This window comes from Candidatus Flexifilum breve, assembly GCF_016713355.1.
In genome coordinates, this window is sequence record NZ_JADJPI010000039.1 from 287406 (window position 1) to 311369 (window position 23964).

Below are 23964 nucleotides of genomic sequence, written 5' to 3' on the forward strand. Positions count from 1 at the left end.
TGGCCACTCAAGAGATGCGCGCCGCGCCGCGCGGAAAATCCCCCTAGCGATTCAGGCCGCTATCGTACGGTGTTCGTGTCGCTCCTGCTCGTGGTGCTGCTGGCGCTCGTGTGGGAAGGCGCGAAAGCGTTCGGTTCGTCGGTGGGCTACACGCTGAATATTGGCGGTACGCCCCTCGACCTGACGATTTTCAACGATACGCAGCTCCCGCATCTCGGCGATATCTTCGGCTCGTTCACCGAACCGGCGCAGCGCAATGGCGCGCCGCTCTACCAGATGTTGTTCGAATCCGGGCTGTTCACGCTGTGGGCGGCGCTGCGCGGCTTCCTCATGGGCGGGCTGATCGGCTTCGTGCTGGCGATTTTGTTCGCACATTCCATGCTGCTTCAGCGCGGCCTGCTGCCGTACGTGATCGCCTCGCAGACGGTGCCGATTCTGGCGGTCGCGCCGATGGTCGTCATCTGGATGGGGCGCATGGGGGCAACCGAATGGTCGGTGCCCATGATCGCCGCTTACCTGACGTTCTTCCCGGTCACGATCTACACCCTGCGCGGCCTCACGTCCGTTCCAGCGACCGCGCTCGAACTCATGCAGACCTACGCGGCCAGCCGCCGCGAAATCCTCTTCAAGCTGCGCTTGCCCAACGCGCTCCCGCAGATCTTCACCGCGCTCAAAATCTCCGCGACGGCCAGCGTGGTCGGCGCGATCATCGGCGAACTGCCGTCCGGCATTCAGAGCGGTTTGGGGATCGCCATCCTCAACTTCGCCCGCTACTACAACCAGTCGCCGCCGCGCCTGTGGGCGACGATTCTCGCCGCGGGGCTCCTCGGCATTTTCTTCTTCACCGTGATCGCGGTGATCGAACGGTTCGTCGTGCGCTGGAAACCGGAAGTGAGTGAGTAGTTCAGTTCACGGTCGTCAGTTTACAGTGGACAGTAAGGACAAAAACATGGCGCTAGTACGCTGTATAGAACATGGAAACCCTAAAGGGACGAAACATGAATATGTTCGTTCTGTTGAACCGGTCGGCTATCCAAAAACCGGTGTTATTTGTGGCACGACAGGCTGCGAAACTTCCGGCTTGATCTGGCTGGATAACGATGAATCCTTCGCTTATGAAACGGGACAACGCGTCTTTTCAGTGACCACGCAGTCGGTCAAAGTTAGAGCGAAATAGTCTTTTGACTGTTAACTGTAAACTGTGAACTGTAAACTTTTGAGGCACTATGGCTCCGATCATCTCTATCCAGAATCTCTCGAAGACCTTTCGCGGCGCGGACGGCGTCAATGTCCACGCGTTGGAAGGTATCAACCTCGACGTGCAGCAGGGAGAATTCATCTCGCTGATCGGGCCGTCCGGCTGTGGTAAATCGACGCTCCTGCGTATCATCGCCGATCTCGTGCAGTCGTCCTCCGGGGCGATCACGGTGAACGGCAAGTCGCCGCAGCAAGCGCGTAAAGATCGCGATTATGGCTTCGTGTTCCAGAGCCCGACGCTCTACGAATGGCGTACGGTGCTCAAGAACGTGCAGCTTCCGCTGGAGATCATGAAGTATCCGAAGGCGCAGCGCGACGAACGCGCCCGCGAAATGCTCAAGCTGGTGGAGTTGAGCGACTTCGAGGGTAAGTTCCCGTGGCAGCTTTCCGGCGGCATGCAGCAGCGCGTGAGCATCGCCCGCGCGCTGGCGTTTGAGCCGCGCATCCTGCTCATGGATGAGCCGTTCGGCGCGCTCGACGAGATGACGCGCGAACGCATGAACAACGAACTGTTGAGCATCTGGCGTAAGCTGACCGGCATGACGGTCATTTTCGTCACGCACAGTATCAGCGAAGCCGTGTACCTGTCGTCGCGCGTGGTCGTGATGTCGCCGCGACCGGGGCGTATCGCCGAAGTCATCGACATCCATCTGCCTCGTCCGCGCGGCCCGCAAACCCGCGACCTCGACGATTTCTTCCACCTGACGAACAAGGTGCGCCACGCCCTGCGCGAAGGTGTTGGCGTCACGGCGATGGGGATTGGCGAATGAGCGACACGCTCAAACTTAACCCGCATCAGGCGAGTGACGTCGAAGCCGCTTCGGAGATCGTCTACGCGGAGGCCGCGGAGCTGTTCGAGCCGCGCACGCTCGACCGTGACATCATTGCGCTCATCACCATCTTCCTGATCGTCGTCACCTACCACATTCAAAATCCGCTGCTGCTGTTCAATGTGCAGTTCGGCTCGGCGTTTCGCAATGCGACGCTCCAGCCGGTCATGGCCATCGGCCTGATCATCGCCGCCGCCGCGCAGATTGGCTCGTGGCGCAAAGTGCGCGGCAACCCCCTCAAACTAGGGGCAGCCGTCATCCTGATTCTGTATACGCTGTACATAGGCGCAGCCATTCTGCTTGATTTCAATTTCAGCGGCGCGCTCTACGGCATCGATCAAGTAGTGTTCGTCGAACGGCTGGAAGACACTGCGCCGCTGGTGCTGCTGGAAGCGGCGGCTTCGCTCACCTTGATCTTCGAGGTGCTGGCGCTGGTCGCGGCGGTGCTGCTGTGGCAGCCGTGGACGCGCCTGGACGTGTACCGCAAGGCACTGCGCAAGCAGGGGGCGGCGCTGGTCGTCGCCGTGATTGTGGTCGGCGTATGGGAACTCGCGATCAACGTGTTCAAGATCCAAGAATTCCTACTGCCGCGTCCGTCGGTGATCGCGGGCGCGTTCTCCGAAGTCTATCCGCGGTTGGTGTCGGCGGGCTGGAACACCTTCCAGAATGCGTTCTGGGGCTTTGTCGTGGGCTGCGGTGCAGGCGTCGTCACGGGGATTTTCGCGGCGCGCTTCACCTCGTTCAGCAAGGCACTGCTGCCCGTCGCGGTCGGCGTCAACGCCGTGCCGATCATCGCGCTCGCGCCGATCTTCAACAACTGGTTTGGAGCGCTGAATCCGGCGTCGAAAGTTGCCATTGTCGCCATGCTGACCTACTTTCCCGCGATGATCAGCACCGTACGCGGCCTGACCGCCGTCGATGTGCTGTCGCTGGAACTCATGAAGACCTACGCCGCCTCGCAGTGGGATATTTTCCGCAAACTGCGCCTGCCGACCGCGCTGCCGTACATTTTCTCGGCGCTCAAGGTGGGCACGACGCTGGCGATGATCGGCGCGATTGTCAGTGAATATTTCGGCGGCGCGACGACGGGACTCGGCTTTCGCATTCGCGATGACGCCGGGCTGTTCAAGTACCCGGAGGCGTGGTCGGCCATCATGATCGCCGCGCTGTTCGGCATTCTGTTTTACATGGTCGTCTCCATCGTGGAACGCGCGCTCATGTCGTGGCATGTGTCGTTCCGCGAGTGATGTGAACCTCACTCGGTTGAAGGTTTTGTAGGGACCGCCAGAAGGCCGTCCGTGATAGGCGGATGCAGAACCCCTTCCCACAGCCGCAGTGGGGAGGTGATTTTTCGGTATCCAACCGCGTCTTAAGGAGGCGCGGAGAGGTGTACAAGAGCGGTCAGTTGTTCAAGGAGCTATAGAAGATGCGTAAGTTGTTTCTAGCGGTATTTGCTCTGTTGGTACTCGCGATCGTCCCCGCCGTTGCCGCCCAGGACCTGACCCCGGTCAGTTTGGTCTTGAAGTGGTGCCGCAGGCCCAGTTTGCCGGCTACTATGCCGCCGAAGCGCTCGGCTACTATGAAGAAGAAGGCCTCGACGTCGAAATCATCGCCGCCGGTGTCGATATCAACCCGCAGCAGTTGGTCGCGTCGGGCGATGTCGAATTCGGCATCGACTGGATGGGCAACCTGCTCGCCACCCGTGAAACCGGTCAGGATGTCGTCAACATCGCGCAGATCTACCAGCGCTCCGGCATGCGCCAGATCACGTGGGCGGACAGCGGCCTGACCTCGTTCGAAGACCTCGGTGGTCGCACCGTCGGCGTGTGGTGCTGCGGCAACCAGTTCCCGACCTTCGCCGCGCTGACCAAGGCCGGCTTTGACCCGGAAAACCCGGATGATGTCGTCGTCGCGCAGCAGGCCTTCGATATGAACGCCTTCCTGAATCGTGAAATTGACGCCGCCTCCGCCATGACCTACAACGAACTCGCGCAGGTGCTCGAATTTGTTGGCGATGGCAGCGCCTTCCCCGGTCTACACGCTGGAAGACCTGAACGTGCTCGACTTCAACGAATATGGCACGGCTATGCTGGAAGACGGCATTTTCGCCCGCGCTGAATGGCTGGCGGAAGAAGGCAATGAAGAAATCGCCATCAAGTTCCTGCGCGCCTCGTTCCGCGGCTGGATCGCCTGTCGTGACGATGCCCAAGCATGTGTCGATTTCGTGCTGGAAGCCGGTCCGACGCTCGGTCAGGGTCACCAACTGTGGCAGATGAACGAAGTCAACAAGCTGGTGTGGCCGTCGGAAGCCGGTATCGGCCTGATGGACGCGGAAGCGTTTGATATCACCGCGCAGATCGCCCTCGACTACGGCATCATCAGCAGCGCGGCGGAAGGCGAAGGCGTGACCTATCGCACCGACCTCGCGCAGGCCGCCCTCGACAGCCTGCAGTCGGACATGGCCGACCTCGATGTGACCGGCGCGAGCTACGAAGCGCTGGCCGTCGAAGTCACCCCCAACGGCGAATAATCGCTTAGTCAGTCAGATGTGCAGGGGCGAACCAGTCTGGTTCGCCCCTTTTTGTTTCCCATTCACAGTCAGAGACTGCATGTGATGGTGGGTGTAGGGGCAAGGCGCGCCTTGCCCCTACAGCTATTTTCGGCGATTTATTTGACGGCAAAGACTGCATACTCATTGACAGAGTAGAACAAATGAACTAAGTTATCGTCTCAAACGGAATGCAGGAGGACCTATGGGCAAGGTGATCGGCGGTAAGACGCTGTCGGTGGATGGATTCGCGAGCGACCCGAACGGGGATGTGGGTCAACTCTACCCGGATTTGGTCAACCTGGCGCAGACGGAAGTGCTGCAGGAAGAGATGCGCACAACCGGCGCAATCGTCATGGGGAAGCGGTCGTTCGAGATGGGGGATCCGGACTGGTACGCGGACAACTACGAGTATCAGGTGCCGATCTTCGTGCTGACGCATCACATGCCGGCGAAACAGCCCAGAAGCAATGGTCGCCTGCGCTTCATCTTCGTCACCGACGGCATCGAGAGCGCGGTCGCGCAGGCCAAAGCCGCCGCGGGCGACAAAAACGTGCTGGTGATCGGCGGGAGCATTAACCGGCAGGTGATCAACGCCAGGCTGTGTGACGAGCTGCACATCGGTATCATGCCGGTGCTGCTCGGCGGCGGGCTGCGCCTGTTCGAGGGCGTCGACCTGACGCGGCTCAAACTTGAGAAGATCCGCGTGTTTGACGCCGGCCCGCGCACAGATATCTGGTTTCGCGTGGTGAAATAGCACTTCAGAATCAAAAAATCGGCCTAGAGCCGATTTTTTATGATCTTGGAAACAGCGTGCGTCTAGTTGTTGGAGGAATTTTGGACGACAAGGCCGACGAGGAAGCCAACCAGAATAAAGCCAAAAATCGGCGCGATGGACAGCAGGCGCGCATCCCCGGTGGTGTTCAGCGAAATGAGGTAGCTCGGGGCGAGTGACAGCAGCAGACCGAGCGTGATCCCTTTCCAGCGCGCGGGCAGGATGTCGAACAGCTCGATGAGCAAGGGGCGCTGCTTCTTCTTCGCGGTCTTTTTCCCGTTCATGGCGGTCAGCGGGCGCGGCGCGCGTTCCGAGATCTGGCGCTGCTGCGTGCGCGATCCGTTCGCGAACTGGACTATAACGTGATGTCGACATAATTCCTCACCTTATCACTTAACCCGTCTGATAATAAGAAACGTGAGGAAACGCTCAATGTCGCGCGATTCGTAAATTTTCCTGCACAAATTTGATCGGCGTATGCTTGTGCACTTTATAGCAATGCATATAAAAGCATGGGGCGTGAATGCGGGGACATGTAGGGCTAAAGTAAGTTCTCAAAAGGGTGCGGGGAACAGGCCTACGGGTCTAAGCCAGTGTCCGAAATCCGACAAAACAGGCCAAGGCAGGTCAATCGCTCCGTAGCATAGAGTCTTTTTGGGGACAGCGGACGCGATGATGCAGTTTAAGAAAACGATACGGATTACCCCTCACCCCCAACCCCTCTCCCACGCAAGCGGGGAGAGGGGAGAAAAGACGCTTTTGCTGGCTCCCCTCCCCGAATTCGGGGAGGGGCCGGGAGTGCGGTCGAAAACAGTGAGGTGCCCCTTACAGTTCCCGATACCGATGCGCGACGCCGACCACGATCAGCACCGCTATCAGCGCATAGCCGACCAAGCCGAGCAGCAGTTGGTTGCGGTTGAGCGCGTCGCGCTGCGCTGTCCACGTCTGGTCGAACACATCGCGGTTGATCTGGCGCAGGTTTTCCATCGCGCTGACGAAGCGGTTGAAGGTTTCCTGACTTGAACCGGGATCATCCGCACTGGTGTTGAACAGAATCGCCTTTTCGAGGTCGCCGCTGCTGATCTGGCCACGCAAGTGACGTGCGCTTCGCGGAAATCCTCCAACGCCCGCCGCGCCACTTCGAGCGCGGTCGCTTCGCCGGAGAAGGTCACATTCGTCACCAGCGGACGAATACCGTCAATGCGCTGCGAATCCGCCGAGCTGATCGCTTCCGCGTCGGTGATCGCCGCCGTGCATGACATCGCCCGAGCCGGTAAACTGCTCGGCCGTGCAGTCGATTTGACCGCACAAACGCAGCATCACACGTTCCATCGCATCGTTATAGCGGGCTTCCCACGCTTCGGTGTTGTCCGGGTCGAGCAGCAGCGAGCTTTCCGCGCGGTTGGCGAGGTTGGCATCGACCAGTGTGCGCGCGCTGGCGCTCACGCTCAGGTAAGCATCGTCGATCATGGTGTGGATTTTGTTCGGCGCGTCCAGCAGATTCAAGCCGACGAGCAACAGCAGCACCCACGCCAGCACCACCGCCGCATCGATCCCCGGCGTCAGGTAGCGGCGCACCTTGCCGCGAATCATGAACGAGATGTAGGTCAGCAGCGCCGCCAGCCCGAACGCGGGCACGGCGAACAGGAACAACTGCCCGGCGATCACGCTGCCCGCGTTTTCGCCCGCGTCGACCATACCCTCAAAGTTGAGCCGTTCCAGTTCTTGCAGCGCGGGCGTGATCCAGTTGCGCACGTGGTTGTCCGCGTCGAGGAATTCGCGGCGGGCGAGCGCATCATCGCTGCGGTTGGCGACGAGATTGCTCACATGTCGCCAGAAGCGGCTGAACGTGTAGGTTTCCGCCGTGGTGTAGGCGGTCTGCTCGTCGGCGGACTGCAAGTTGTCGCGCAGCGTAAACAGTTCGTCGCGGTAGGCGCTGAAGGCGCGGAAAATGTTGTTCTGCGCCTGCTCATAGAGCGGCGTATCCGAGGTCAGCAGCGTGTAGTCGGCGGCGGACTGGCTGGCCTGCGCGACATATTGCAGCGCGTTTTCCGCCGCGTCGACCGTCGTGCTGTTAATCTCGGCAATGCCGCGGAAGAGTTCATATGATGTGCGGTAGGCGTTGAGCGCCTGCACGAGCGTGAGCAGCGCCAGCAGCACCGCCGCGCCGCTCAGCAGCGCATAGCGGACGCGCGTCTGCGCGGCGATCTGCCGCCGTGGGCGTTCGATAACACGAGCTGTCAGTGCCGGTTGGGTTGTCGTCATGATTTCACCATCCTCTCGACGCGGCGAACCTGTTGTCTGCCCTCTCCGAATTCGGGGGGGGCTGGGGGTGGGGTCTCGTCATCGCTTATCGTCCTATCGCGTCGTGCACGCGTTCCCACGCCGCGCCGTACGCTTCGTCGAGCGCCGCGTCGGAAACGGTGTAGAACAGGGTATCAGTTGCTTCGGGGTAAATGGCCGCATTGCTCAGGTAATCCCCGTAGATTAAGCCTTCGTCAATCGCCACCTGATTCGGGCTGGCGTAGGCGGTGTAATTGCTGATGTCGGCGTTGACCTGCGCGTTGAGGATGTAGTCGATGAAGACTTCCGCCAGTGGCTGATTTTGCGCGCCGACCGGGACGGCGAGGTTATCCGTCCAGATCTGCCCGCCTTCCGCTGGGATGATGTAGCGGTAATCATCGCAGCCGCACGAGGCGATCACCTGGAAGATGTCACCATTGTATTCGACCACCACATCGGCTTGCCCGGCCGCCAGCAGATCCTGCCCGGTGTCCGGCGCGATCTCGATGAGATTGGCCGCATGGTCGATCAGATACTGCTCGGCTTCGGCAATCTGCGTTGGATCGGTCGTGTTCGGGTCATAGCCAAGCACGCGCAGCGCAAACCCGAACATCGGGCGCGATCCGTCCAGCCACGCGACGCGCGCGTTCATCTTGAAGATGTCGTCCCACGTGGCGATGTCACGTCCCAGCGCGGCGCGGTTGTAACCCACGCCGATGGTCCCCCACTGGTACGGCACGGTGTAGACGTTGCCGGGGTCGTAGGGCGGGTTCTTGAACGCCGCGCCAATGTTGGCGAAATTAGCGATATTGGCGAAGTCCAGCGGTTGGAGCAGCCCTTCATCCACCATGAGATAGACGTTGGCGTTGGAGGGCACGACCACATCATACTGCGGCGTATTGCCCGCGCGCAGTTCTTCGAGCATATCGGTGTCGCTGGCGTAGGTGTTGTAGTTGACGGTCACACCGCACAGCCGTTCAAAATTGGAGATCGTGTCTTCGGCGATGTAGGTTGTCCAGTTGTACATTGAGCGTTTGCCCCGCGAACCCCGGCGGACACGCCCAGAAATCGGTTTGGGCGGCGGCAGGCATACTCCCTATGCCTAACACCACCAGCACCAGTAACAGCAGTGATTTTTGCCTCATCAGAGCCGCCTCATATGGTTGTTGGCCACAGTACAGACCAGTTAGCCGTCGAGCGCCGTCCTCGTGCAGATTTTCCAACAAAAGGACGAGGCTCGCCTCGTCGCTACAATGGTATCATCAATCATACATCCCGCAGGCTCTGTCTAGCGCGATTTGACAACTTTTTGACGCAACTGCCCCGTAAAATGGGGGAGCGTATTGTAGAATTGTGCGTACCATGAAAGTGTTGGGAAGGAACTGATTAACTATGCAATGTCCAAACTGCCAGCACTGGAACGAACCGGGCTCGCGTTTTTGCGAAGAATGCGGCACGGAACTTCCGCAGGCGACTGCACCGTCGGTGGCGCGTGTGGTGCTCGTCAACCCCGCCGATGAAGCGCCAGTTCCGCCGCCGCCCCCGCAGGATTTAATCCCGCAGGCTGACCCGCCGCTCGCCCCGTATGAAGGGCCGCACCTCGTGCTCAAAAGCACCGGGTCGATCTTCAAGCTGAGCGATGCCGCGGTGATCGGACGCGAAGACCCGGCGCTGCAAATCGACTTTGACGGCTACCCGGACGGCAAATACATCAGCCACCGCCACGCGCAGATCACCAACATCGGCGGCAAGTACTACATCGAAGACCTCGGCAGCTCGAATCACACCTATGTCAACGGGATCAAGCTGGCGCAGGGGCAAGCCGAACCGATCGACGAAGGTGATGTGATCAAGCTCGGCAAGATCGAGTTGGTGTTCCACGAAGCGTAACTCACCGGGGGCGGGGCCCCCCCCCCTCATGGGGCGGGATGGATTGCCCAACGATAGTTGTTTTGCTCAGGCGTAGATACCGTGAATACGGGTTACAGGTCGGTTTTGGGAGGTTGCGGACGCGATAAAGCGCGTCCCTACACGACAGCCTTTCTCGTAGGGACGCTCATTGCGTCCGCTGTCCCCAAGCAGACTGCTCGCGGCCCCTTCTGCTTGAGGTTGTCGTCAACTGATAAAGGCAAAAAGACGTGACCACACAAGCGAAAATCACCTGTCCGCACTGCGGCAAGCCGACCAGCACGGCCAGCGGCTTCTGCGATGAGTGCGGGCTTGAACTCTCAACCCAGGCGCTTAAACCGCTGACGGCGGCGCAGGTGATGGCGACGGGCGAAGTCCCCGTCGACCGCCTGACGTGCCCCAACTGCGGTTTCAAACTGCGCCCCAACGCGCGGCACTGCCCCAACTGCGGCAAAAAGCTGGATACCAACGGAGCGACTGCGGCAGCGCCCAAACCCGTTGTGCTGGAAGGCCCGCCGAGCGCCATTCAGATCGGCGCGGTCATCTCTGACCGCTACGGCATCGAGCAATTGCTCGGTCAGGGCGGCATGGGGCGCGCGTGGAAAGCGTATGACCGCAACCTCTCCAAGTACGTCGTGATCAAGACGGTGGTGGCGCAAGATCCGCTGCTGCGCGATGCGCTGGAGCAGGAAGCCAAGACGCTCATCAATATCCGCCACCCCAACATCATCTCGGTGATCGACTTCTTCGTGATCGATACTGAGCTGTGCTACGTCATGGAATTCATCGCCGGGCCGAGCTGGGCGGACGAGATCGAAGAGCCGACCACGCGCAAGCTGGTGCTGCCCATGTCGGCGGAACAGGCGCTGCTGCGCGTCAAAGGGCTGCTGCCTGCGTTCAAATATCTGCACGGCCTCAACCCGCCGATCATCTACTGCGATTTTAAGCCGTCCAACGTCAAGCGGATGACGCTCGCCAATGGCGACCAGATCGAAGTGCTGCTCGACTTCGGCACAGCGTACCGCTACGACCCCAACAAGCCGCCCAAGCCCGCGCGCGGCACGCCCGGTTATCACTCGCAGCAGGCGCGGCATCCTGATTGGCGCGACGACTATTTCACCATCGGGCGTACGCTGGCGGAACTGGTCGGGATGGAAGAAGTCCACACGAGGAGTTCCGCTACACACTCACGCCACCCACTGACCATCCGTGGATTCAGTACGATGAATCGCTGCGCTACTTTGTCGAGTGGCTGACCGCGCCGGAACGCGAGAACCGCCCGCAGAGCGTCGAGGAGATCGAAGCGGAAATCGACGGTGTGATCGGCTATGTGAAGGGGCAAACGCCGGATATGACGGCGTTCCGCCAGCAGCGCGAACGCGCCAATTTCGCGGGTGTGACGCTGGAAACGCTGCGCCAGACGACCGGGACGGGCGTGGTCGCCGGGACGGTCAAAATCGACCTGCCGCAGGTGCCGACCACCAACCCCGCGTCAACCGTGATCCTCACCGCGCAGGAAGCCTATCAACAACGCGACTACCGCCGCGCCCTGCTGCTGGCGAATCAGGCGATCAACAACAATGGCGGCGCGTCGGCGTATCTGCTGCGCGCGCTCGTCTACACGCAGGCCGGCAAGCTGGAAGAAGCCGCCGCCGACCTTAAGGTCGCGCAGGCGAACGCCAACCCGCAGGTGCAGTGGGAAATGCTGCTCGCCGAAGGGCAGTATCTCGAAAACACGGGCAAATTTGAAGAAGCCGCCGAACGCTACCGCCGCATGATGACGCTCAAGCCGGGCGATCACCGCGCGCGCTTGCTGCTGGCGGAACTCTACCGCCGCAGCGGCAACAGCCAGCAGGCGATTCTCGAATACAAGGCGATCATCAACAGCAAGCCATCGATCGGGCAGGCGTACATCGGCGCGTCGAAAGCCTACCTGTACGAAAAACAGGTGGACGAAGCCATCGGCGTTCTGGAAGAGGTCAGCAGCCGCAACACCAGCTACAACGACGTGCTGCTCGAACTGATCGCGCTGTCCAACCAGAAGCCCCCCGACGGCGATGTCGCCAAGCTAGAACAGGCGGCGCAGGCGATCAATGTACTGCGCGAAAACGGCGTGGAAACGCGCTCGTTCTTCCGGCTGATCGGCGAGTTCTACTACACCGCCGTGCAGATCGCGCGGGCGACGGGCAAAGTCCCGCAGATCAACTACCCGGGCGAGCAAATGCGCTCGGTCGGTGACTTGGCGCGGGCGAACGAAGCCGCGTGGCGTGAATATCTGGCGCGCGATGAAAACGCCGACCGCGAATGGGTGATTAACGAGCGCATCATGACCGGGCGTGTGGCGGTTGGTGTAAAGCGACCTCACCCAAGAAGCTGATGGTTCTTTGCCCCTCCTCCCGTTGGGAGAGGGAGCGGTTGAGCGGAGGCGAAGACAGGGGTGAACAGCAACGACGCGCCAAAGCGCGTTAACTGGTCCGGCGCAATTTAAATCCGGACACGCAGGCCTCGTCCCTACACTATGAACATATGAGGGGAAGCTATGGCGAACGCATTCTCATTCAAAACGTACTACAACCCGTACATCAGCCCGACGACCAATTCGGTGTGGGGTGTGGTGTCGGTGACGGCGAACCAAGCGCCGCAGGAAGCGCAGGGCGCGGTCATTTCGCTCATTTGCGATGTGTCCGGGTCGATGCAGGGTGCGAAGTTCAACAACGCCATCGCCACCGTCGAAGACCTGCTCGAACACGCGCCCAATGGCATCATGCTGCAAGTCGTGGTCTTTGACGACGATGGCAAAGAAGTCGTGCCGATGACGAATCTCACGCCCGCGGTCAACCGGGCGCAGCTCGTCTCCCAGTTCCGCTCTAACCTCAAGCGCGTGCAGATTTTCGGCGGCACGTCGATGTCGACGGGGATTGATGTCGCGCTGCAAGCCCAGCGGCAGATCACGGGGGGCTATGCGCGCTACGGCATCTTCCTGAGCGATGGGCAGAGCACCGAACCGGAATCGCATCTGGCACGCGCGGTCAAAGCGGCGGCGGATATGCAGATTCACCTGTGCGCGTATGGCTACGGCAGCGACTGGAATCCCAGCGAGCTGACCAAGATGGCGCAGATCACCAACGGCTGGATGCCCAAAGCCGTCCCGCAGCCGGAAGCGCTGCGTGAGGAATTCGCGACTTCGATCGTCAAGATGGCAAATACCGTCGCCAGTGATGTGGCGCTCAACCTGTGGACGCCCACGGGCGCGCGCATCCTGTCGCTCTCGCAGGCCTATCCCGACTGGGTGAAGGGTGAAGCCGCTCCCATGGGCGATGATCACACGTGGGTTGTGCCCGTGCCGCCCATGTCCACCAAAGATCACCGCGACTTCATCGTCCACGTCGAGTTGGCCTCGGTCGGCGCGCGCGTGGTGGCGATGAAACCCTCGGTCGTGTACGTGGCGGGCGGGCAGCGCATCGAGGAAAAAGGCGATCAGACCACCTGGATGATCCTCGAACAGACGCATGAGACCGAAAAGTCGAATCAGGTCAATGCGGTCGTCGCGGGCTATCTCGGACAGGGGCAGTTAGCGGCCTCGACCCGCGCCATGACTGAAGCCCTGCAAGCGGGCGACGCAAAGGCAGCGGAACGCCATCGCACCGAAGCGTTGGAGATCGCGCAGGCGGTGGGCAACCGGCAGATGACGCAGGTGCTGGAACAGGCGGGCGCGGGCAGCGAAGTCGCCCGCAAGACCGCCGCGCTCGGCACATCCACGGTCAGCCTGACGGAAGAAGACGAGGCGTAACCTCACCCCCCAGCCCCCTCTCCAGAAGGCGAGGGGGTGAAGAACAGTCTAGGCAAGTCCCCTCTCCACCCGGAGAGGGGATTTAGGGGTGAGGTGATTGGCCGCGCTTCTGCGCGTCCGTAATTCAATTGATTTACCCCACCCCCGATCCCTCCCCGAATTCAGGGAGGGGAGCCAGCAACAGCGTGTTTTCTCCCCTCTCCCCGCTTGCGTAGGAGAGGGGCTGGGGGGTGAGGGGGTATTAAGCACCCTCATGCCTAGCCCAACTCTTGGAGGGTTTGTCAGTATACGTCACAATTGGCGCCGCAAACGAAATGCGTGTTTCTGGCGGAGAATCTCTATGACCGACGCGGCGGGAAAAGCGTGTCCCCGATGCGGACACACGAATAAACTGACGGCGAAGAACTGCACCCAGTGCGGGGCGCCGTTTTATCTCGCCGAGGTGCAGGGCGAAATGCGCAAACGCTGTGCCGCGTGCGGGCACTTCAACCGCCTGACGGCGAACGTGTGCACGCGCTGCGGGGCGGCGTATGCCAAAGTGCAGATCGCGGCGCGCGGGCATAAGCAGAAATGGTGTCCGCAGTGCGGCGCGCCGCGCAAAATGACCGCTAAAGTCTGCTCTCGCTGCGGCTACCGCTTCGTGATCCGCCCCGCGGAAGCGCCCGTCGTCCAATCCGATCAACTGTCTGAGCCGAAGAAAGTCATCGCGCCGCCGGCTATTGACGGCGAACCCGCCCCTTACATCTCGCCCGACGAATTGCGCAAAATCCGCCTTGGTGAGCGTGAATCCGCTGATACCTTCCTGCGCGCCATGCAGAACCTGTTGAGGAAGAAACCGTGAAAGTCTACCAGTACGAAATGGCGTCGATTGATCACCCAGAACGCTGCGAAGACGCCGCCATGACCTTCGTCGGCGATGAGGACAGCGCCCCCGTGTTCGCGGCCATCGACGGGATGGGCGGGCATCAGCGCACGTTAGCCGATGGCCGCGTGATCACCGGGCGGGAAGCCGCATTGATTGTCCGCGAAACGTTGGTCGAGGATTTGCAGCATCTGCCGCGCGACGTGTCCGCGGATCCCGGCGGTGAAGCGCAGACCAAAGCCATCGCGGCGATCAAGCGCGCGCATGACCGCATCCGCCGCGAACTCAACGACGAGTCCGAGCATCCGCTCAATCAGCGCGTCGGCGCAGTGGCGACAGTATGCGTGGTGTGCGAAAACGGGAAGCGACTGCTCACGGCGCAGGTCGGCGACACGCGCGGCTATCTGGTCAGCGGCGGCGAACTGCTCCAACTGTGCTATGACGAGGACAATATTCAATATCTGGTCGATCAGGGACAGTTGAGCGAAGAGGACGGCGCGACGCTCAGCGAGATTCTCAACAGCTATGACGGCGTCAACGAGCCCAAACTGAGCGGCACGGTGCAGATCGGCGGCAACCCGTATGAGCTGTATATCGCGTGGCGCTGGTTTCTGGTCGGCAATACGGTGCTGAAGATCCCCGCGGCCAACATCGTGATTCGCACGCTCGGCGTGTACGACGATGAGCCGACGCCGCAGGTCTCGCGCATTGAACTCTCGGAAGGGGATCGGCTGTACCTGTGTTCAGATGGCGCGTACAAAAACCTGACCGATGCCGAAATGCTGGCGCACATATTAGAAGCGGGCGATCCGGCACAGGCGATTGGCGATGCGGCCTACGCGCGGTCGCAGTCGACGGAGAACCGCCGCAGCACACAGGACGACATCACGGCGGTGGTGGTTGATTTAGCGGGCTAGCGTGGGCCGCCGGATGAACAACTGCGGCAGCACATAGATCGCCGTGACGCCGAACAGAAACACGTCGAGCCGCACTCGCGCGCTGTCGGTTCCGGCGCTCGGATTGACGACTAAAAACCGTTCCGACGCAGATTACCAGCGCGGCTCCAAGCAGCCCGCTGCGCCAATTCAACAACTGTATTGCGCTGTTCAAGTCCCGTTCAGCGAAGCGCCCCGCAAGGTAGCCCAGCGCTCCCGCGACGAGCACTACCATCGGCGAGCGGCTGAAGAGATCGAACAGCACGAGCAAGCCGCCAATGACAAGACCCAGCAGCACATAGGGTATAGAGGGTGGTGCCAACTTGCTGAACGAGGCAATCAACGCGGTCGCGAAACCCAGACTTACGCCTAAAACTAGGCCACCAATGAAGCTGACTACCAACAGTTGGGGGAATTGCGTGGCCCAGTTTATCCCCTGCCCGGTGGACTGTGTGTAGGGGAGGAAAACTTCTGTGACGAGCACGGCAACGACCAGCGCTCCGGGGAGGATGGCCAGCGGCAGAACGGTTACTCCCAGCAGGCCGCCCAAGCTCAGCACACTCGAGTACGGTCGCGGTTGGTCGGGCACTGTGGGTGAGCGCTCGAGCGCGTAGGTTTGCAGACCACTTGCCGCAAAGATCAGCGCGCCAAATGACGCTATCAGTACGATAAGCAGCGGATAATCATGCCGCAGACCAACGTCGATGAGCGCCGCCCAGTCGGGTTGCGGTGCGGAGGTCAGCGTGTACGCAGCGGCTAGGCTACACGCTGCCGCGCTGATTCCGGTCCCGATCAGCGCACCGCGCAGTACCCAGTGCGCCATGCGCCAGAAGCCCCATTCCGGGATCGAATCTGCGGACACAGGGTGTGAAGGAAGTGAGTTAGGGGTAGCCATGGCAGCACCTTGATGACGAGAAACATCGCTTCTAGTATGCTGCCAATTTCAACATTTGGGGCTGATCAGGCGCGAAATTCCGCGCTTGTCACGATCTTCGTGCTACTTTGGCCTGCGCCTGATCATAAGATACCAGCCTATGCGTCTTTAGTACCCGACTGTGAAGCGCCCGCCGATGTGCTGCGGGTTTTCCAGCTCGTTGACCAGCGCCGTGGCGAAGTCCGCATTGGAGATCGTCGAGTTGCCCTCGGCGTCGAACAGCAGATTATCCGTCGCAGTGCGGAATGTCCCCTTGGCCGGACCGGGGAAAATGACGATTGAGGGGGTGGCAACGGTCCAGGCCAGCTCGCCCGCCGGGAGGCTGCGATACAGGTTCAGTACTTCCCGGTACGCCAGCGATTCCGGACGATATTCCGCGGGGAACTGCGGCGTATCCACCAGCGCGACACCCGGCGCGACTTCGAGGCTGCCCGCGCCGCCCACGGAGAGCACGCGCTTGACGCCCGCCGCCTTCACACCCGCGATGAACGCCTGCGCGGTCGCCACGCCCGACTCAATGTTCGTGCGATCCACCACCGAGCTGATGACCGCCTCATGCCCCGCGACCAGCTTGGTCACCGCCGCGCTGTCACCCGCGTCGCCCGCCTGCACGGTCAAATTGGCATGCTGCACAGTGATTTTCGCCGGGTGGCGCACAATCGCCGTCACCTGATGACCACGGGCCAATAGTTCCTGCAAAATCGCCCCACCCACCACAGCCGCTCGCGCCAAACAGTGCTACCTTCATTGATTTGTGCTCCCGTGTTATACTGTAGAATGACAGTAACTATAAGTAACCTAGTCACTTTGGGCAAGTAGGCACTCCAAAGTGCTCTACTTACTTTGAGGTAACTATAGCGAAGGCAGACAGCTATGCTCGCAGAAGCACCCCACATTTGATGCTTATCGGGAAATTTGCCCCACTCGCGCCGCATTGGATCGCATCGCCGACAAGTGGACGGTGCTGGTCGTCGGCGTGCTGCTGGACGGCCAACCACAGCGCTTTTCAGCGATTCAGCGGCGCATCGAGGGCATCAGCCAGAAGATGCTCACCAAAACGCTGCGCACGCTGGAACGCGACGGCCTGGTCGAGCGGCACATCTACCCGGAAGTCCCGCCGCGCGTGGAGTATCAGCTTACGGCGCTCGGCAAGTCGCTCTCGACGCTCATCAACGCCGTGCAGGCGTGGGCAGAGAGCCACATGGAGGATATTCTCGCAGCGCAGGCGCTTTACGATCAGCGCGGCGAGCCCGTTGACGAATAGGCGCGCCTCTGACCTGCTGTCTGACCGCTGTTTGCTGGTCAAATGCCCCCAATTTGGGCAAGGTGCCTCAAGATTTGATGTGTTCTTAACATTTCGGTGGTAATAATTAGGGTGTATCTTTGACAAAGAGAGGTTTACACCATGCGTAAACTCGTTTTGCTCGCCTTCGTGGCACTCTTCGTCATGGCCGGAACGGTCATGGCGCAGGATGATCTGGCAAACGTCGATCCTTCGGGGCAGACGATTGCTTACTGGCATCAGTTCAGCAACGCTCAAGCCGAAACAATGACCGCCATCATCGAACAGTTCAACAGCACGAATGAATGGGGCATCACCGTCGAAGCGACGGCGCAGGGCAGCTACAACGACATCGCCGATCTGGACAACGCGGGCATCGTCAGCGGTGAGCTGCCGAATCTCGCGGCGGGCTACGCCAACAACGCCGCCAGCTACGCCCGTGACGGCGTGGTCGTCGACGTGGCGCAGTATTGGAACAGCCCGGACTGGGGTCTGAGCGCGGATGCGCTCGGCGACTTCCGCACCAACCTCGTCGATTCAACACGGCGGCGGATGGTCAGGTGCTGGCCTTCCCGCACCAGTTCTCGGCGCAGGTGATGGTCTACAACCCCGCCATGCTCAGCGAACTCGGCTATGATGCCGTGCCGACCACCGTCGAAGACTTCAAGGCGATTGCATGCACCGCGAACGACCTGACGACCGAAGCGGGCGGCGATGTTCAGGGCTTCCCGATCACCACCGACGCCTCGGCGTTCGAATCGTGGGTCGCCAGCATGGGCGGCAGCATCTATGATGCCGACGCGAGCGCGTTCACGTTCGCGGACAATCAGGCCGTTGCGGACAGCCTCGCGCTGTACAAAGACCTGTACGACAGCGGCTGCGGCTACATCCCGGCGGAACGCTTTGCCGAACAGGCGGATTTCGGCCTCGGCCTGAACCCGTTCTTCGTGACGAGCACCGCGGGCTTCACCTTCATCAAGCAGGCGCTGGTCGATAACAGCGCAGCCTTTCGACTTCGTCGTCGGGTCGTTCCCGTACACCGAAGGCAACCAGACGGTGCAGGTGTTCGTTCCCAGCATCATCATGTTCCAGAGCACGCCGGAAGAACAGCTTTCGCGAGCTGGCTGTTCCTCAAGTACCTGATTTCGCCGGAAGTCGCAGCGATGTGGAGCGCCGGTTCGGGCTACTTCAACCCCATCCCGTCGACCTCGGAAATGATGACCGAAGACATGTTCACGGCGTATTCGAGCATTTACCCGTATTTCACCGCGGCGAATGAACTGCTCGGCAGCGGCGTGACCCTGTACAGCAGCCCGTCGATCAGCGCGTACGGCACGGTGCGCGGCGCGATCAGCGAAGCGATTGCCAACGTCACCACCAACGGCATGAGCGTCGAAGATGCGGTCGCGACGCTGCAAGCCGCCGCCGATCAAGCGGTCGCGGACAGCCAGTAACGCAGCAGTTAGCCCTTAGTAGTTAGCAAAAAGCGGTTGGCCCTCAGGGCTAACCGCTTTTGTTTGGATTCAGAAAACCAGATGTGTTTGACGTTTCCGCATTAGCCCGTCTGCTGACTCAGCCACGCAACAACGAGTTCGGAATTTCCTCGCGGCCAAATCCGAAGAAGTCCATGCCGAATCGTGAACCGATGAACATATTCGCCTGGACATCTCCACTTGAGCCGCAAGCAAGTATTTTGCACTGTCACTCGTGAATCCTTCTTGACTGAAAATCAGGAGGACGGAGCGTCGTCGTAGACCATCACGAATAGCGCTCGTGGTTGTTGCATCAATTAGCAACTGTTCCCTGCTCGTCGAGTTCACCTCCTCAGCACAGCTTACGACTTCACATCCAACAGCGATAGGCGAAATGGCGACTGCAGCTTGGCATTCAGCGGCGTTAGCGCAGGCAATCAGTGCATAATCACCGCCTACGGCCACGCCCACTGTCATTAGTCCTCCACTCGGCCGGATTCCAGGCTGGCTTTGCAGCCAATCCATCCATCCCTGCAAGTCCCCGGTCACTGCCTCCCAGTCTTCCGGCCCACCGGTCGCGCCATGACCACGCAGGTCAACTGCTAGCAGGGCGTAACCTTGATCGATAAAGGGACGTGTGAGAAAGGCGACATCACCGCGAGCGCCGCCATGTTCATGGATGAAAAGGATAGCAAAAGCCCCATCCTGTGGCGCGTTTACCGGGGCAAAGTAGTCACCAACGAGGGTTAGCCCATCGGCAGCAGTCAGTTGAACCTGTTCAGAGTCGGGGTACTGCCCCTGAGAAATGACAACAACGGGCCATAGCAGAAGGAGGAACAGTAACGCAGTGATCCAGTGTGTTTTCTTCAATGTATTTATACCTATTTATATTAAATACGTTTTTATGATGCTATTTAGAGTATGAAAAAGTAGCGACAGAAGTCAAGTGCTAGCCCGTCAGGAGCAGCTGACAGTGGATAGTTAGAATCACGGGGAACTGAGCCAACTGAAACAAAAACGGCGACTCACACGAGTCGCCGTTGGTTTTCACTGTCAACTGCTCACTGATTACTGTGAACTATCTGCCACCTTCACCCGGATCATCTCGGCGAGGTTGTGCCCGATGATGCGAAATTCCCGCCCCAACTTGAGCTGAATCGGCCCGTTGAACGGCGCGGCGTGCAAGATCCAGAACTGCGCGCCGGGTTTGAGGTGCAGCGCGCCCAGATATTCGAGGCGATCCGGCTCGCGGGTGCGCACGCGGGTGAGTTCCAGCATCACAGTGTGCGTCGCTTCGCTGAGCAGAATATCGTCCATGGGTTGCAGGTCGCCTTCCGCCGTGGGGATCGGTTCGCCGTGCGGACAATGCGTCGGGTAACCCGCCATCATGGCCATGCGGTCGGCAACGGATTCGCTCAACACGCGGCTGATGCGATCCGCTTCGGCATGAACTTCGTGCCAGCCAAAGCCCATCACCCGTTCGAGGAATGCTTCGACAATCCGCTGGTCGCGGGAGCTGCTTTAAGGCTTCGCGTTCACCCACCGGCGTCAGACGGATGCCTTGATACGGCTCGTGGAAGAGCATGCCCGTGATCGCGCAGTCGGGTCACCATCCGGTTGACGGCGGGGGCGCTCACGTTGATGATGTCGGCAAGGGCGGACGTACTGACAAACCCCTCCCGCTGGCCGTCGCTCAGACGGTAGATTTGGATGAGGTAGTCCGTTCGCGCGCCGTCGGATTGAGGTCATCGGTCATGTTACCAGCCGTGTTCGAGGCGTGAGATCAACCGCTCCGGCATATCGAATTTATGCATACCGTTTCTGCACAGCCTTGATGTTGCCAGGGCACGCGGCGATGCTCAAACTGATTGGTTTCCACGTCGAGAATGGCATAGGCGGCGTCGGGATCGCGTCACGCGGCTGGCCCACGCTGCCGGGGTTGATGATCTGGCGGTGACCATTCAAGCGGATACGCTGGCGGTACACCTGGCGCGACCGCTCGGTATCGCCCTGCTCGTCCACCTGCTCGTAAATGATCGGCTGGTGCGTGTGCCCCACCAGACAATAAGAGGTTTCAAAATGCGAGAAATTCAGCGCGGCGATCGGTGGCTCAGGATGTACTCCCACGGGTTCGCGGGGCTGCCATGCGCCAGCGTGTAATTGCCGATGACGAAGGTCGTCGGCAGCGCTTCGAGATAAGCGAGATTTTCGGCAGTGAGGGGTAGCGCGCGTCCAATCGACCGCTTTGCGCATCCGGGTTGAAGGTGCGAATGTCGAGGCGACCGAGCGCGGCCAGTCATGGTTCCCCGCGAGGCACAAATGCGGCAGTGTCTGAGCAGATCAACACACTCGTTCGGATCAGGACCATAGCCCACGACATCACCCAAACACCAGACGTGTTCCCACTCGTTGCGGGCACTGCCTCGAGTTTCCAAAAGCGGTGAGGTTGGCATGAATGTCGGAAATGACTAGTACGCGCATACACTATCGTTCCATACGGCGAAAAACGGCTTCAAACTCGATAATACCACGCTTTCATCAACGGTACGAATTAATGTTTGTTGAAAAGTAGCTCAAGCTGCACTCAAGGGCAGGCGGACGGCGAAGCGCGTGCCGGTCCCCTCCTGCGAGGTGAAATTGATTTCGCTGCCGTAGAGCGCCACACAGTCTTGGACGATCTTCAGGCCTAAGGCCGTCCCGTCGCGAGGGCGTTTTTCGCCGCGAAAGAACGGCTCGAAGATGGCGTCGGTCGGTCAGCTTGACGACGCCCTGATCTTCGACCGTCACCGCAGTAGCCAGTGATCGACGCGGCCCGTCCCAGCCGAATCGGGCCGCCGCTCCGGGAACACTTGACGGCGTTGCTGAGCAGGTTGCCAACAATCGGACGGAGCAAGCGCATATCGACGCACGCTCGTCGTCGGACAGCGTGTAGTTCAGCGTGTAGTCGTGATCTGGGCATTGAACGTCTCGTAGTCGCGCACCAGTTCTTCGCAGAACGCCCGTAGATTGTGCATCTGGCGTTCCAGTGGGAACTGCCGCCCTGCATGCGCCGCATCAGTGCGACTTCCGAGACGAGGTCGTCTCAACTTCGTTGACCTGCGACTGGATGCGATGCGGTAGTTCCAAGCGTCGATCCGCGGGGAGCCGGTCATTGTAAGTTCTCGATCGTCTCGCTCGCCGTATAGATCGCCGCCGAAGGCGTCTTCCGAACTCGTGCGAGATCGTCGCCACCGGTGGTGTTTCGGAGGTGATTGATCTCGCGCTCATTCTCCAACGCCATCCGCAGGCGCTCAGTTTCGACTTCCTGCGCGGGTCTTTCCGCGGCGATCTGGCGGAAATACAGCACCGCGATGATTTGGAGGTTACCAGGTCAGCAGACCAGCGTATACGGGCCAGTCGCGAGGTCGATGAAGCTGGCCTCAGGCGAGACGTAGGCTAGCACGGCAACGCCCAGCGTGAGAAAACCCATGAGCAGTGCGCTGTAAGCGAGAGGGACAAAGATGGTCGCGAGGAGCATGGGCAAGATCGCAAAAGCGATGAAGTTGAGTTCCCATGCGCCCATATCTGGATAGGAAAAGTACAGGACGACAGCCAGCAGAACCGCACTCACGGTACAGGTCATGAACCGCACATGCCCCTGCCGCGCGTACTGGCTGGCAAAGAGGAACAGACAGACGATGCCCGTGGCCAGCAGATCTGAGGCGAACCACTCCGAATCCGGATCAAAGAAGGTGGCCAGGAAGGGTAGAATAAGCGAACACAAACATGAGGAGCGCGAGCACCAGCATCAGCGCCGCGAACAAGCGAATGCTGTGGATTTCCGTTGGAGATTTGATGCTCGGATGCGGTTCAGTTGCGGCCTGAAACACCGTTCGGAGGGACTGAACCCACTGTAATGAAGATGCCAATGATTCCACTCGCAGATTACGTGCCAAGTTCATATAAGCAATAGTACACGCGAATCGCTTGGGAAAGTATAAACGAGTCGGGGTTAATTCAACATTTATTATATCTTTGTCAATTTTAGCAAATCTAGGCAGCCGCACCCAAGCGGTCAAGTCGGTTCTACAACCAACCCCCGAACGCAGGGAGGGACACCCCCGTCTATGCGCCGGAAAATGGCGCACACAGAGGACTGTACCCACATTGCTTCTCTCGAAAGACGGCTCAACACCGCCTGGGAGGAAGCTGATAGCGCCTAATCTTCGTCGTCGGTCTCGTTGACTGGGGCTTCGCGGAAGCCGTGTCCATAGGCGATATACGCCCTGCCCTCACCATAAACGCCGCCGGATCGACGTGGCGCACGATGCGGCGCAGTTCGTTGACCTGTGAGCGCGCCATCGTCACGTAGAGCACGGTGCGTGGCTGATTGCGTACATCCGTCCCCGCCCACGACGCCGTACGCCGCGCCCCATGCGCGAGGTGATCGCATCCGCCAGTTCGCGCGGGTGATCCGTGATGATCACGCTTGTGCGGATGACGCTCGGTCCTTCGGTTAATAGTCGGCGGTGGCCGTGCCGCCACGTACAGCGTGACCATCGCATACAGCGCGCCTTCTGTGCCGAAGACCAGCCCCGGCGCCAAGCAATTACAAAGCCATCGGTGTACAGTGTGCTGCTGCTCAACGTAGTGCCAGCAGCGCTTCTGCAGAATGCGCCCCAGCGTCGAGGATCGCCGAGCGTGCCGTTCGCCGCCAGCACAATGCCACCGCCGATACCACCGATGATCCTACCGAAAATGGCGTTCAGCAGATTTTCACGTGACATCATATAGCCGTTAAACCAAGGGGTCATAATATCGATCAGCAGCGAGTGTAGAGCACGACAGGAAGATCAATGCCGCGACCACTTTCCAGCCGCCGAGGAACCGGAAGGCGATTAACTGGATAGGGATATCGTCAGATCAGGATCATCAAACCTGATGGGCAGCGGTGACACGAGGTGGTTGATACGATCGCGATGGGATACCGCCGGGCGCGATCTGTGCTGGCACTTTCGAAGACGATCACCGCGATGGCGGAGATCTGGTCATGCCAATCGCCAGACCCGGCAGGCGATACGCAATCGACACGAGGCGGGATGTGGTCAC

33 protein-coding genes are annotated in these 23964 nt (G+C 60.1%); 16 read left to right on the forward strand and 17 right to left on the reverse strand.

Going from position 1 to position 23964, the window contains the following annotated elements; genetic code table 11:
• Positions 1-75: 75 nt before the first annotated feature.
• The 7 genes from IPK17_RS37700 to IPK17_RS37730 all read left to right on the forward strand — a co-directional run bounded on the left by IPK17_RS37700 (position 76) and on the right by IPK17_RS37730 (position 5392).
• Positions 76-903 (forward strand): ABC transporter permease, encoded by an 828-nt coding sequence (locus IPK17_RS37700; RefSeq protein WP_343422903.1) that lies wholly within the window; start codon positions 76-78, stop codon positions 901-903.
• 46 nt (positions 904-949) lie between these two features.
• The gene (locus tag IPK17_RS37705; RefSeq protein ID WP_343422904.1) at positions 950-1177 is read left to right on the forward strand and encodes a hypothetical protein; all 228 of its coding nucleotides are present in this window, start codon (positions 950-952) and stop codon (positions 1175-1177) included.
• 49 nt (positions 1178-1226) lie between these two features.
• Complete coding sequence (locus IPK17_RS37710) at positions 1227-2027, forward strand: ABC transporter ATP-binding protein (protein ID WP_343422905.1); 801 nt, start codon at positions 1227-1229, stop codon at positions 2025-2027.
• Positions 2024-3334 (forward strand): ABC transporter permease, encoded by a 1311-nt coding sequence (locus tag IPK17_RS37715; protein WP_343422906.1) that lies wholly within the window; start codon positions 2024-2026, stop codon positions 3332-3334. Before IPK17_RS37710 ends, IPK17_RS37715 begins: the two co-directional genes overlap by 4 nt.
• Before the next feature lie 277 nt (positions 3335-3611).
• Complete coding sequence (locus tag IPK17_RS37720; RefSeq protein ID WP_343422907.1) at positions 3612-4205, forward strand: ABC transporter substrate-binding protein; 594 nt, start codon at positions 3612-3614, stop codon at positions 4203-4205.
• A complete protein-coding gene (locus IPK17_RS37725; RefSeq protein ID WP_343422908.1) occupies positions 4144-4617 on the forward strand; it encodes a substrate-binding domain-containing protein in 474 nt (157 codons plus the stop codon). Before IPK17_RS37720 ends, IPK17_RS37725 begins: the two co-directional genes overlap by 62 nt.
• 223 nt (positions 4618-4840) lie before the next feature.
• Positions 4841-5392: a dihydrofolate reductase family protein gene (locus IPK17_RS37730; RefSeq protein WP_343422909.1), complete on the forward strand. Its 552-nt coding sequence runs from the start codon at positions 4841-4843 to the stop codon at positions 5390-5392.
• 62 nt (positions 5393-5454) lie between these two features.
• Here IPK17_RS37730 and IPK17_RS37735 read toward each other — a convergent pair whose 3' ends face one another.
• The 4 genes from IPK17_RS37735 to IPK17_RS37750 form a co-directional block, all read right to left on the reverse strand.
• Complete coding sequence (locus IPK17_RS37735) at positions 5455-5694, reverse strand: hypothetical protein (protein ID WP_343422910.1); 240 nt, start codon at positions 5692-5694, stop codon at positions 5455-5457.
• Positions 5695-6235: 541 nt separating this feature from the next.
• Positions 6236-6505, reverse strand: coding sequence for a hypothetical protein (locus IPK17_RS37740; protein WP_343422911.1), 270 nt, complete (start codon positions 6503-6505; stop codon positions 6236-6238).
• Positions 6506-6607: 102 nt separating this feature from the next.
• Positions 6608-7675, reverse strand: a complete 1068-nt coding sequence (locus tag IPK17_RS37745; RefSeq protein ID WP_343422912.1) for a hypothetical protein — start codon at positions 7673-7675, stop codon at positions 6608-6610.
• 85 nt (positions 7676-7760) lie between these two features.
• Positions 7761-8720, reverse strand: coding sequence for a polyamine ABC transporter substrate-binding protein (locus tag IPK17_RS37750; protein WP_343422913.1), 960 nt, complete (start codon positions 8718-8720; stop codon positions 7761-7763).
• 365 nt (positions 8721-9085) lie between these two features.
• Here IPK17_RS37750 and IPK17_RS37755 point away from each other — a divergent pair, with 365 nt between their 5' ends.
• The 6 genes from IPK17_RS37755 to IPK17_RS37780 all read left to right on the forward strand — a co-directional run bounded on the left by IPK17_RS37755 (position 9086) and on the right by IPK17_RS37780 (position 15170).
• Complete coding sequence (locus tag IPK17_RS37755; RefSeq protein ID WP_343422914.1) at positions 9086-9583, forward strand: double zinc ribbon and FHA domain-containing protein; 498 nt, start codon at positions 9086-9088, stop codon at positions 9581-9583.
• A gap of 248 nt (positions 9584-9831) precedes the next feature.
• Positions 9832-10857 (forward strand): protein kinase domain-containing protein, encoded by a 1026-nt coding sequence (locus tag IPK17_RS37760; protein WP_343422915.1) that lies wholly within the window; start codon positions 9832-9834, stop codon positions 10855-10857.
• 95 nt (positions 10858-10952) lie between these two features.
• Complete coding sequence (locus tag IPK17_RS37765) at positions 10953-11978, forward strand: tetratricopeptide repeat protein (RefSeq protein ID WP_343422935.1); 1026 nt, start codon at positions 10953-10955, stop codon at positions 11976-11978.
• A gap of 162 nt (positions 11979-12140) precedes the next feature.
• Positions 12141-13391 (forward strand): VWA domain-containing protein, encoded by a 1251-nt coding sequence (locus IPK17_RS37770; RefSeq protein WP_343422916.1) that lies wholly within the window; start codon positions 12141-12143, stop codon positions 13389-13391.
• Between the two features lie 340 nt (positions 13392-13731).
• Complete coding sequence (locus tag IPK17_RS37775) at positions 13732-14232, forward strand: double zinc ribbon domain-containing protein (RefSeq protein WP_343422917.1); 501 nt, start codon at positions 13732-13734, stop codon at positions 14230-14232.
• Positions 14229-15170 (forward strand): PP2C family protein-serine/threonine phosphatase, encoded by a 942-nt coding sequence (locus IPK17_RS37780; RefSeq protein ID WP_343422918.1) that lies wholly within the window; start codon positions 14229-14231, stop codon positions 15168-15170. The genes IPK17_RS37775 and IPK17_RS37780 overlap by 4 nt, the downstream gene beginning before the upstream one ends.
• Here IPK17_RS37780 and IPK17_RS37785 read toward each other — a convergent pair.
• Positions 15139-16083 carry a hypothetical protein gene (locus tag IPK17_RS37785; protein WP_343422919.1) on the reverse strand — a complete coding sequence of 315 codons (945 nt, stop codon included), beginning with the start codon at positions 16081-16083 and terminating at the stop codon, positions 15139-15141. The two genes, IPK17_RS37780 and IPK17_RS37785, sit on opposite strands and share 32 nt — an antisense overlap.
• Positions 16084-16230: 147 nt before the next feature.
• On the reverse strand, positions 16231-16854 hold the full coding sequence (locus IPK17_RS37790; protein WP_343422920.1) for an NAD(P)-dependent oxidoreductase: 624 nt from the start codon (positions 16852-16854) through the stop codon (positions 16231-16233).
• Positions 16855-17056: 202 nt separating this feature from the next.
• On the opposite strand from IPK17_RS37790, the gene IPK17_RS37795 reads away from it, so the two are divergent.
• The 3 genes from IPK17_RS37795 to IPK17_RS37805 all read left to right on the forward strand — a co-directional run bounded on the left by IPK17_RS37795 (position 17057) and on the right by IPK17_RS37805 (position 18858).
• Positions 17057-17386: a winged helix-turn-helix transcriptional regulator gene (locus IPK17_RS37795; protein ID WP_343422921.1), complete on the forward strand. Its 330-nt coding sequence runs from the start codon at positions 17057-17059 to the stop codon at positions 17384-17386.
• A gap of 141 nt (positions 17387-17527) precedes the next feature.
• The gene (locus IPK17_RS37800; RefSeq protein WP_343422922.1) at positions 17528-18001 is read left to right on the forward strand and encodes a hypothetical protein; all 474 of its coding nucleotides are present in this window, start codon (positions 17528-17530) and stop codon (positions 17999-18001) included.
• Positions 17965-18858, forward strand: coding sequence for an extracellular solute-binding protein (locus tag IPK17_RS37805; RefSeq protein WP_343422923.1), 894 nt, complete (start codon positions 17965-17967; stop codon positions 18856-18858). Before IPK17_RS37800 ends, IPK17_RS37805 begins: the two co-directional genes overlap by 37 nt.
• 69 nt (positions 18859-18927) lie before the next feature.
• Here the strand turns inward: IPK17_RS37805 and IPK17_RS37810 are convergent, their stop codons facing one another.
• The 11 genes from IPK17_RS37810 to IPK17_RS37845 form a co-directional block, all read right to left on the reverse strand.
• The gene (locus IPK17_RS37810; RefSeq protein WP_343422924.1) at positions 18928-19746 is read right to left on the reverse strand and encodes an alpha/beta hydrolase; all 819 of its coding nucleotides are present in this window, start codon (positions 19744-19746) and stop codon (positions 18928-18930) included.
• Between the two features lie 198 nt (positions 19747-19944).
• On the reverse strand, positions 19945-20376 hold the full coding sequence (locus IPK17_RS37815) for a metal-dependent transcriptional regulator (RefSeq protein ID WP_343422936.1): 432 nt from the start codon (positions 20374-20376) through the stop codon (positions 19945-19947).
• A gap of 35 nt (positions 20377-20411) precedes the next feature.
• Entirely contained in the window at positions 20412-20588 is a 177-nt protein-coding gene (locus IPK17_RS40870; RefSeq protein WP_350341681.1) for a helix-turn-helix domain-containing protein, read from the reverse strand.
• Positions 20589-20682: 94 nt separating this feature from the next.
• Positions 20683-20934, reverse strand: a complete 252-nt coding sequence (locus IPK17_RS37820; RefSeq protein WP_343422925.1) for a hypothetical protein — start codon at positions 20932-20934, stop codon at positions 20683-20685.
• A gap of 32 nt (positions 20935-20966) precedes the next feature.
• A complete protein-coding gene (locus tag IPK17_RS37825; RefSeq protein WP_343422926.1) occupies positions 20967-21176 on the reverse strand; it encodes a hypothetical protein in 210 nt (69 codons plus the stop codon).
• Between the two features lie 273 nt (positions 21177-21449).
• A complete protein-coding gene (locus tag IPK17_RS40875) occupies positions 21450-21617 on the reverse strand; it encodes a sensor histidine kinase (RefSeq protein ID WP_350341682.1) in 168 nt (55 codons plus the stop codon).
• 192 nt (positions 21618-21809) lie between these two features.
• A complete protein-coding gene (locus tag IPK17_RS37830) occupies positions 21810-21962 on the reverse strand; it encodes a hypothetical protein (protein WP_343422927.1) in 153 nt (50 codons plus the stop codon).
• A gap of 62 nt (positions 21963-22024) precedes the next feature.
• Positions 22025-22222, reverse strand: a complete 198-nt coding sequence (locus IPK17_RS37835) for a hypothetical protein (protein WP_343422928.1) — start codon at positions 22220-22222, stop codon at positions 22025-22027.
• Positions 22223-22246: 24 nt separating this feature from the next.
• Entirely contained in the window at positions 22247-22639 is a 393-nt protein-coding gene (locus IPK17_RS37840) for a hypothetical protein (RefSeq protein WP_343422929.1), read from the reverse strand.
• Positions 22640-23043: 404 nt separating this feature from the next.
• Positions 23044-23217 carry a hypothetical protein gene (locus tag IPK17_RS40880; protein WP_350341683.1) on the reverse strand — a complete coding sequence of 58 codons (174 nt, stop codon included), beginning with the start codon at positions 23215-23217 and terminating at the stop codon, positions 23044-23046.
• Between the two features lie 2 nt (positions 23218-23219).
• Positions 23220-23684: a YitT family protein gene (locus tag IPK17_RS37845; RefSeq protein ID WP_343422937.1), complete on the reverse strand. Its 465-nt coding sequence runs from the start codon at positions 23682-23684 to the stop codon at positions 23220-23222.
• Between the last annotated feature and the right edge of the window lie 280 nt (positions 23685-23964).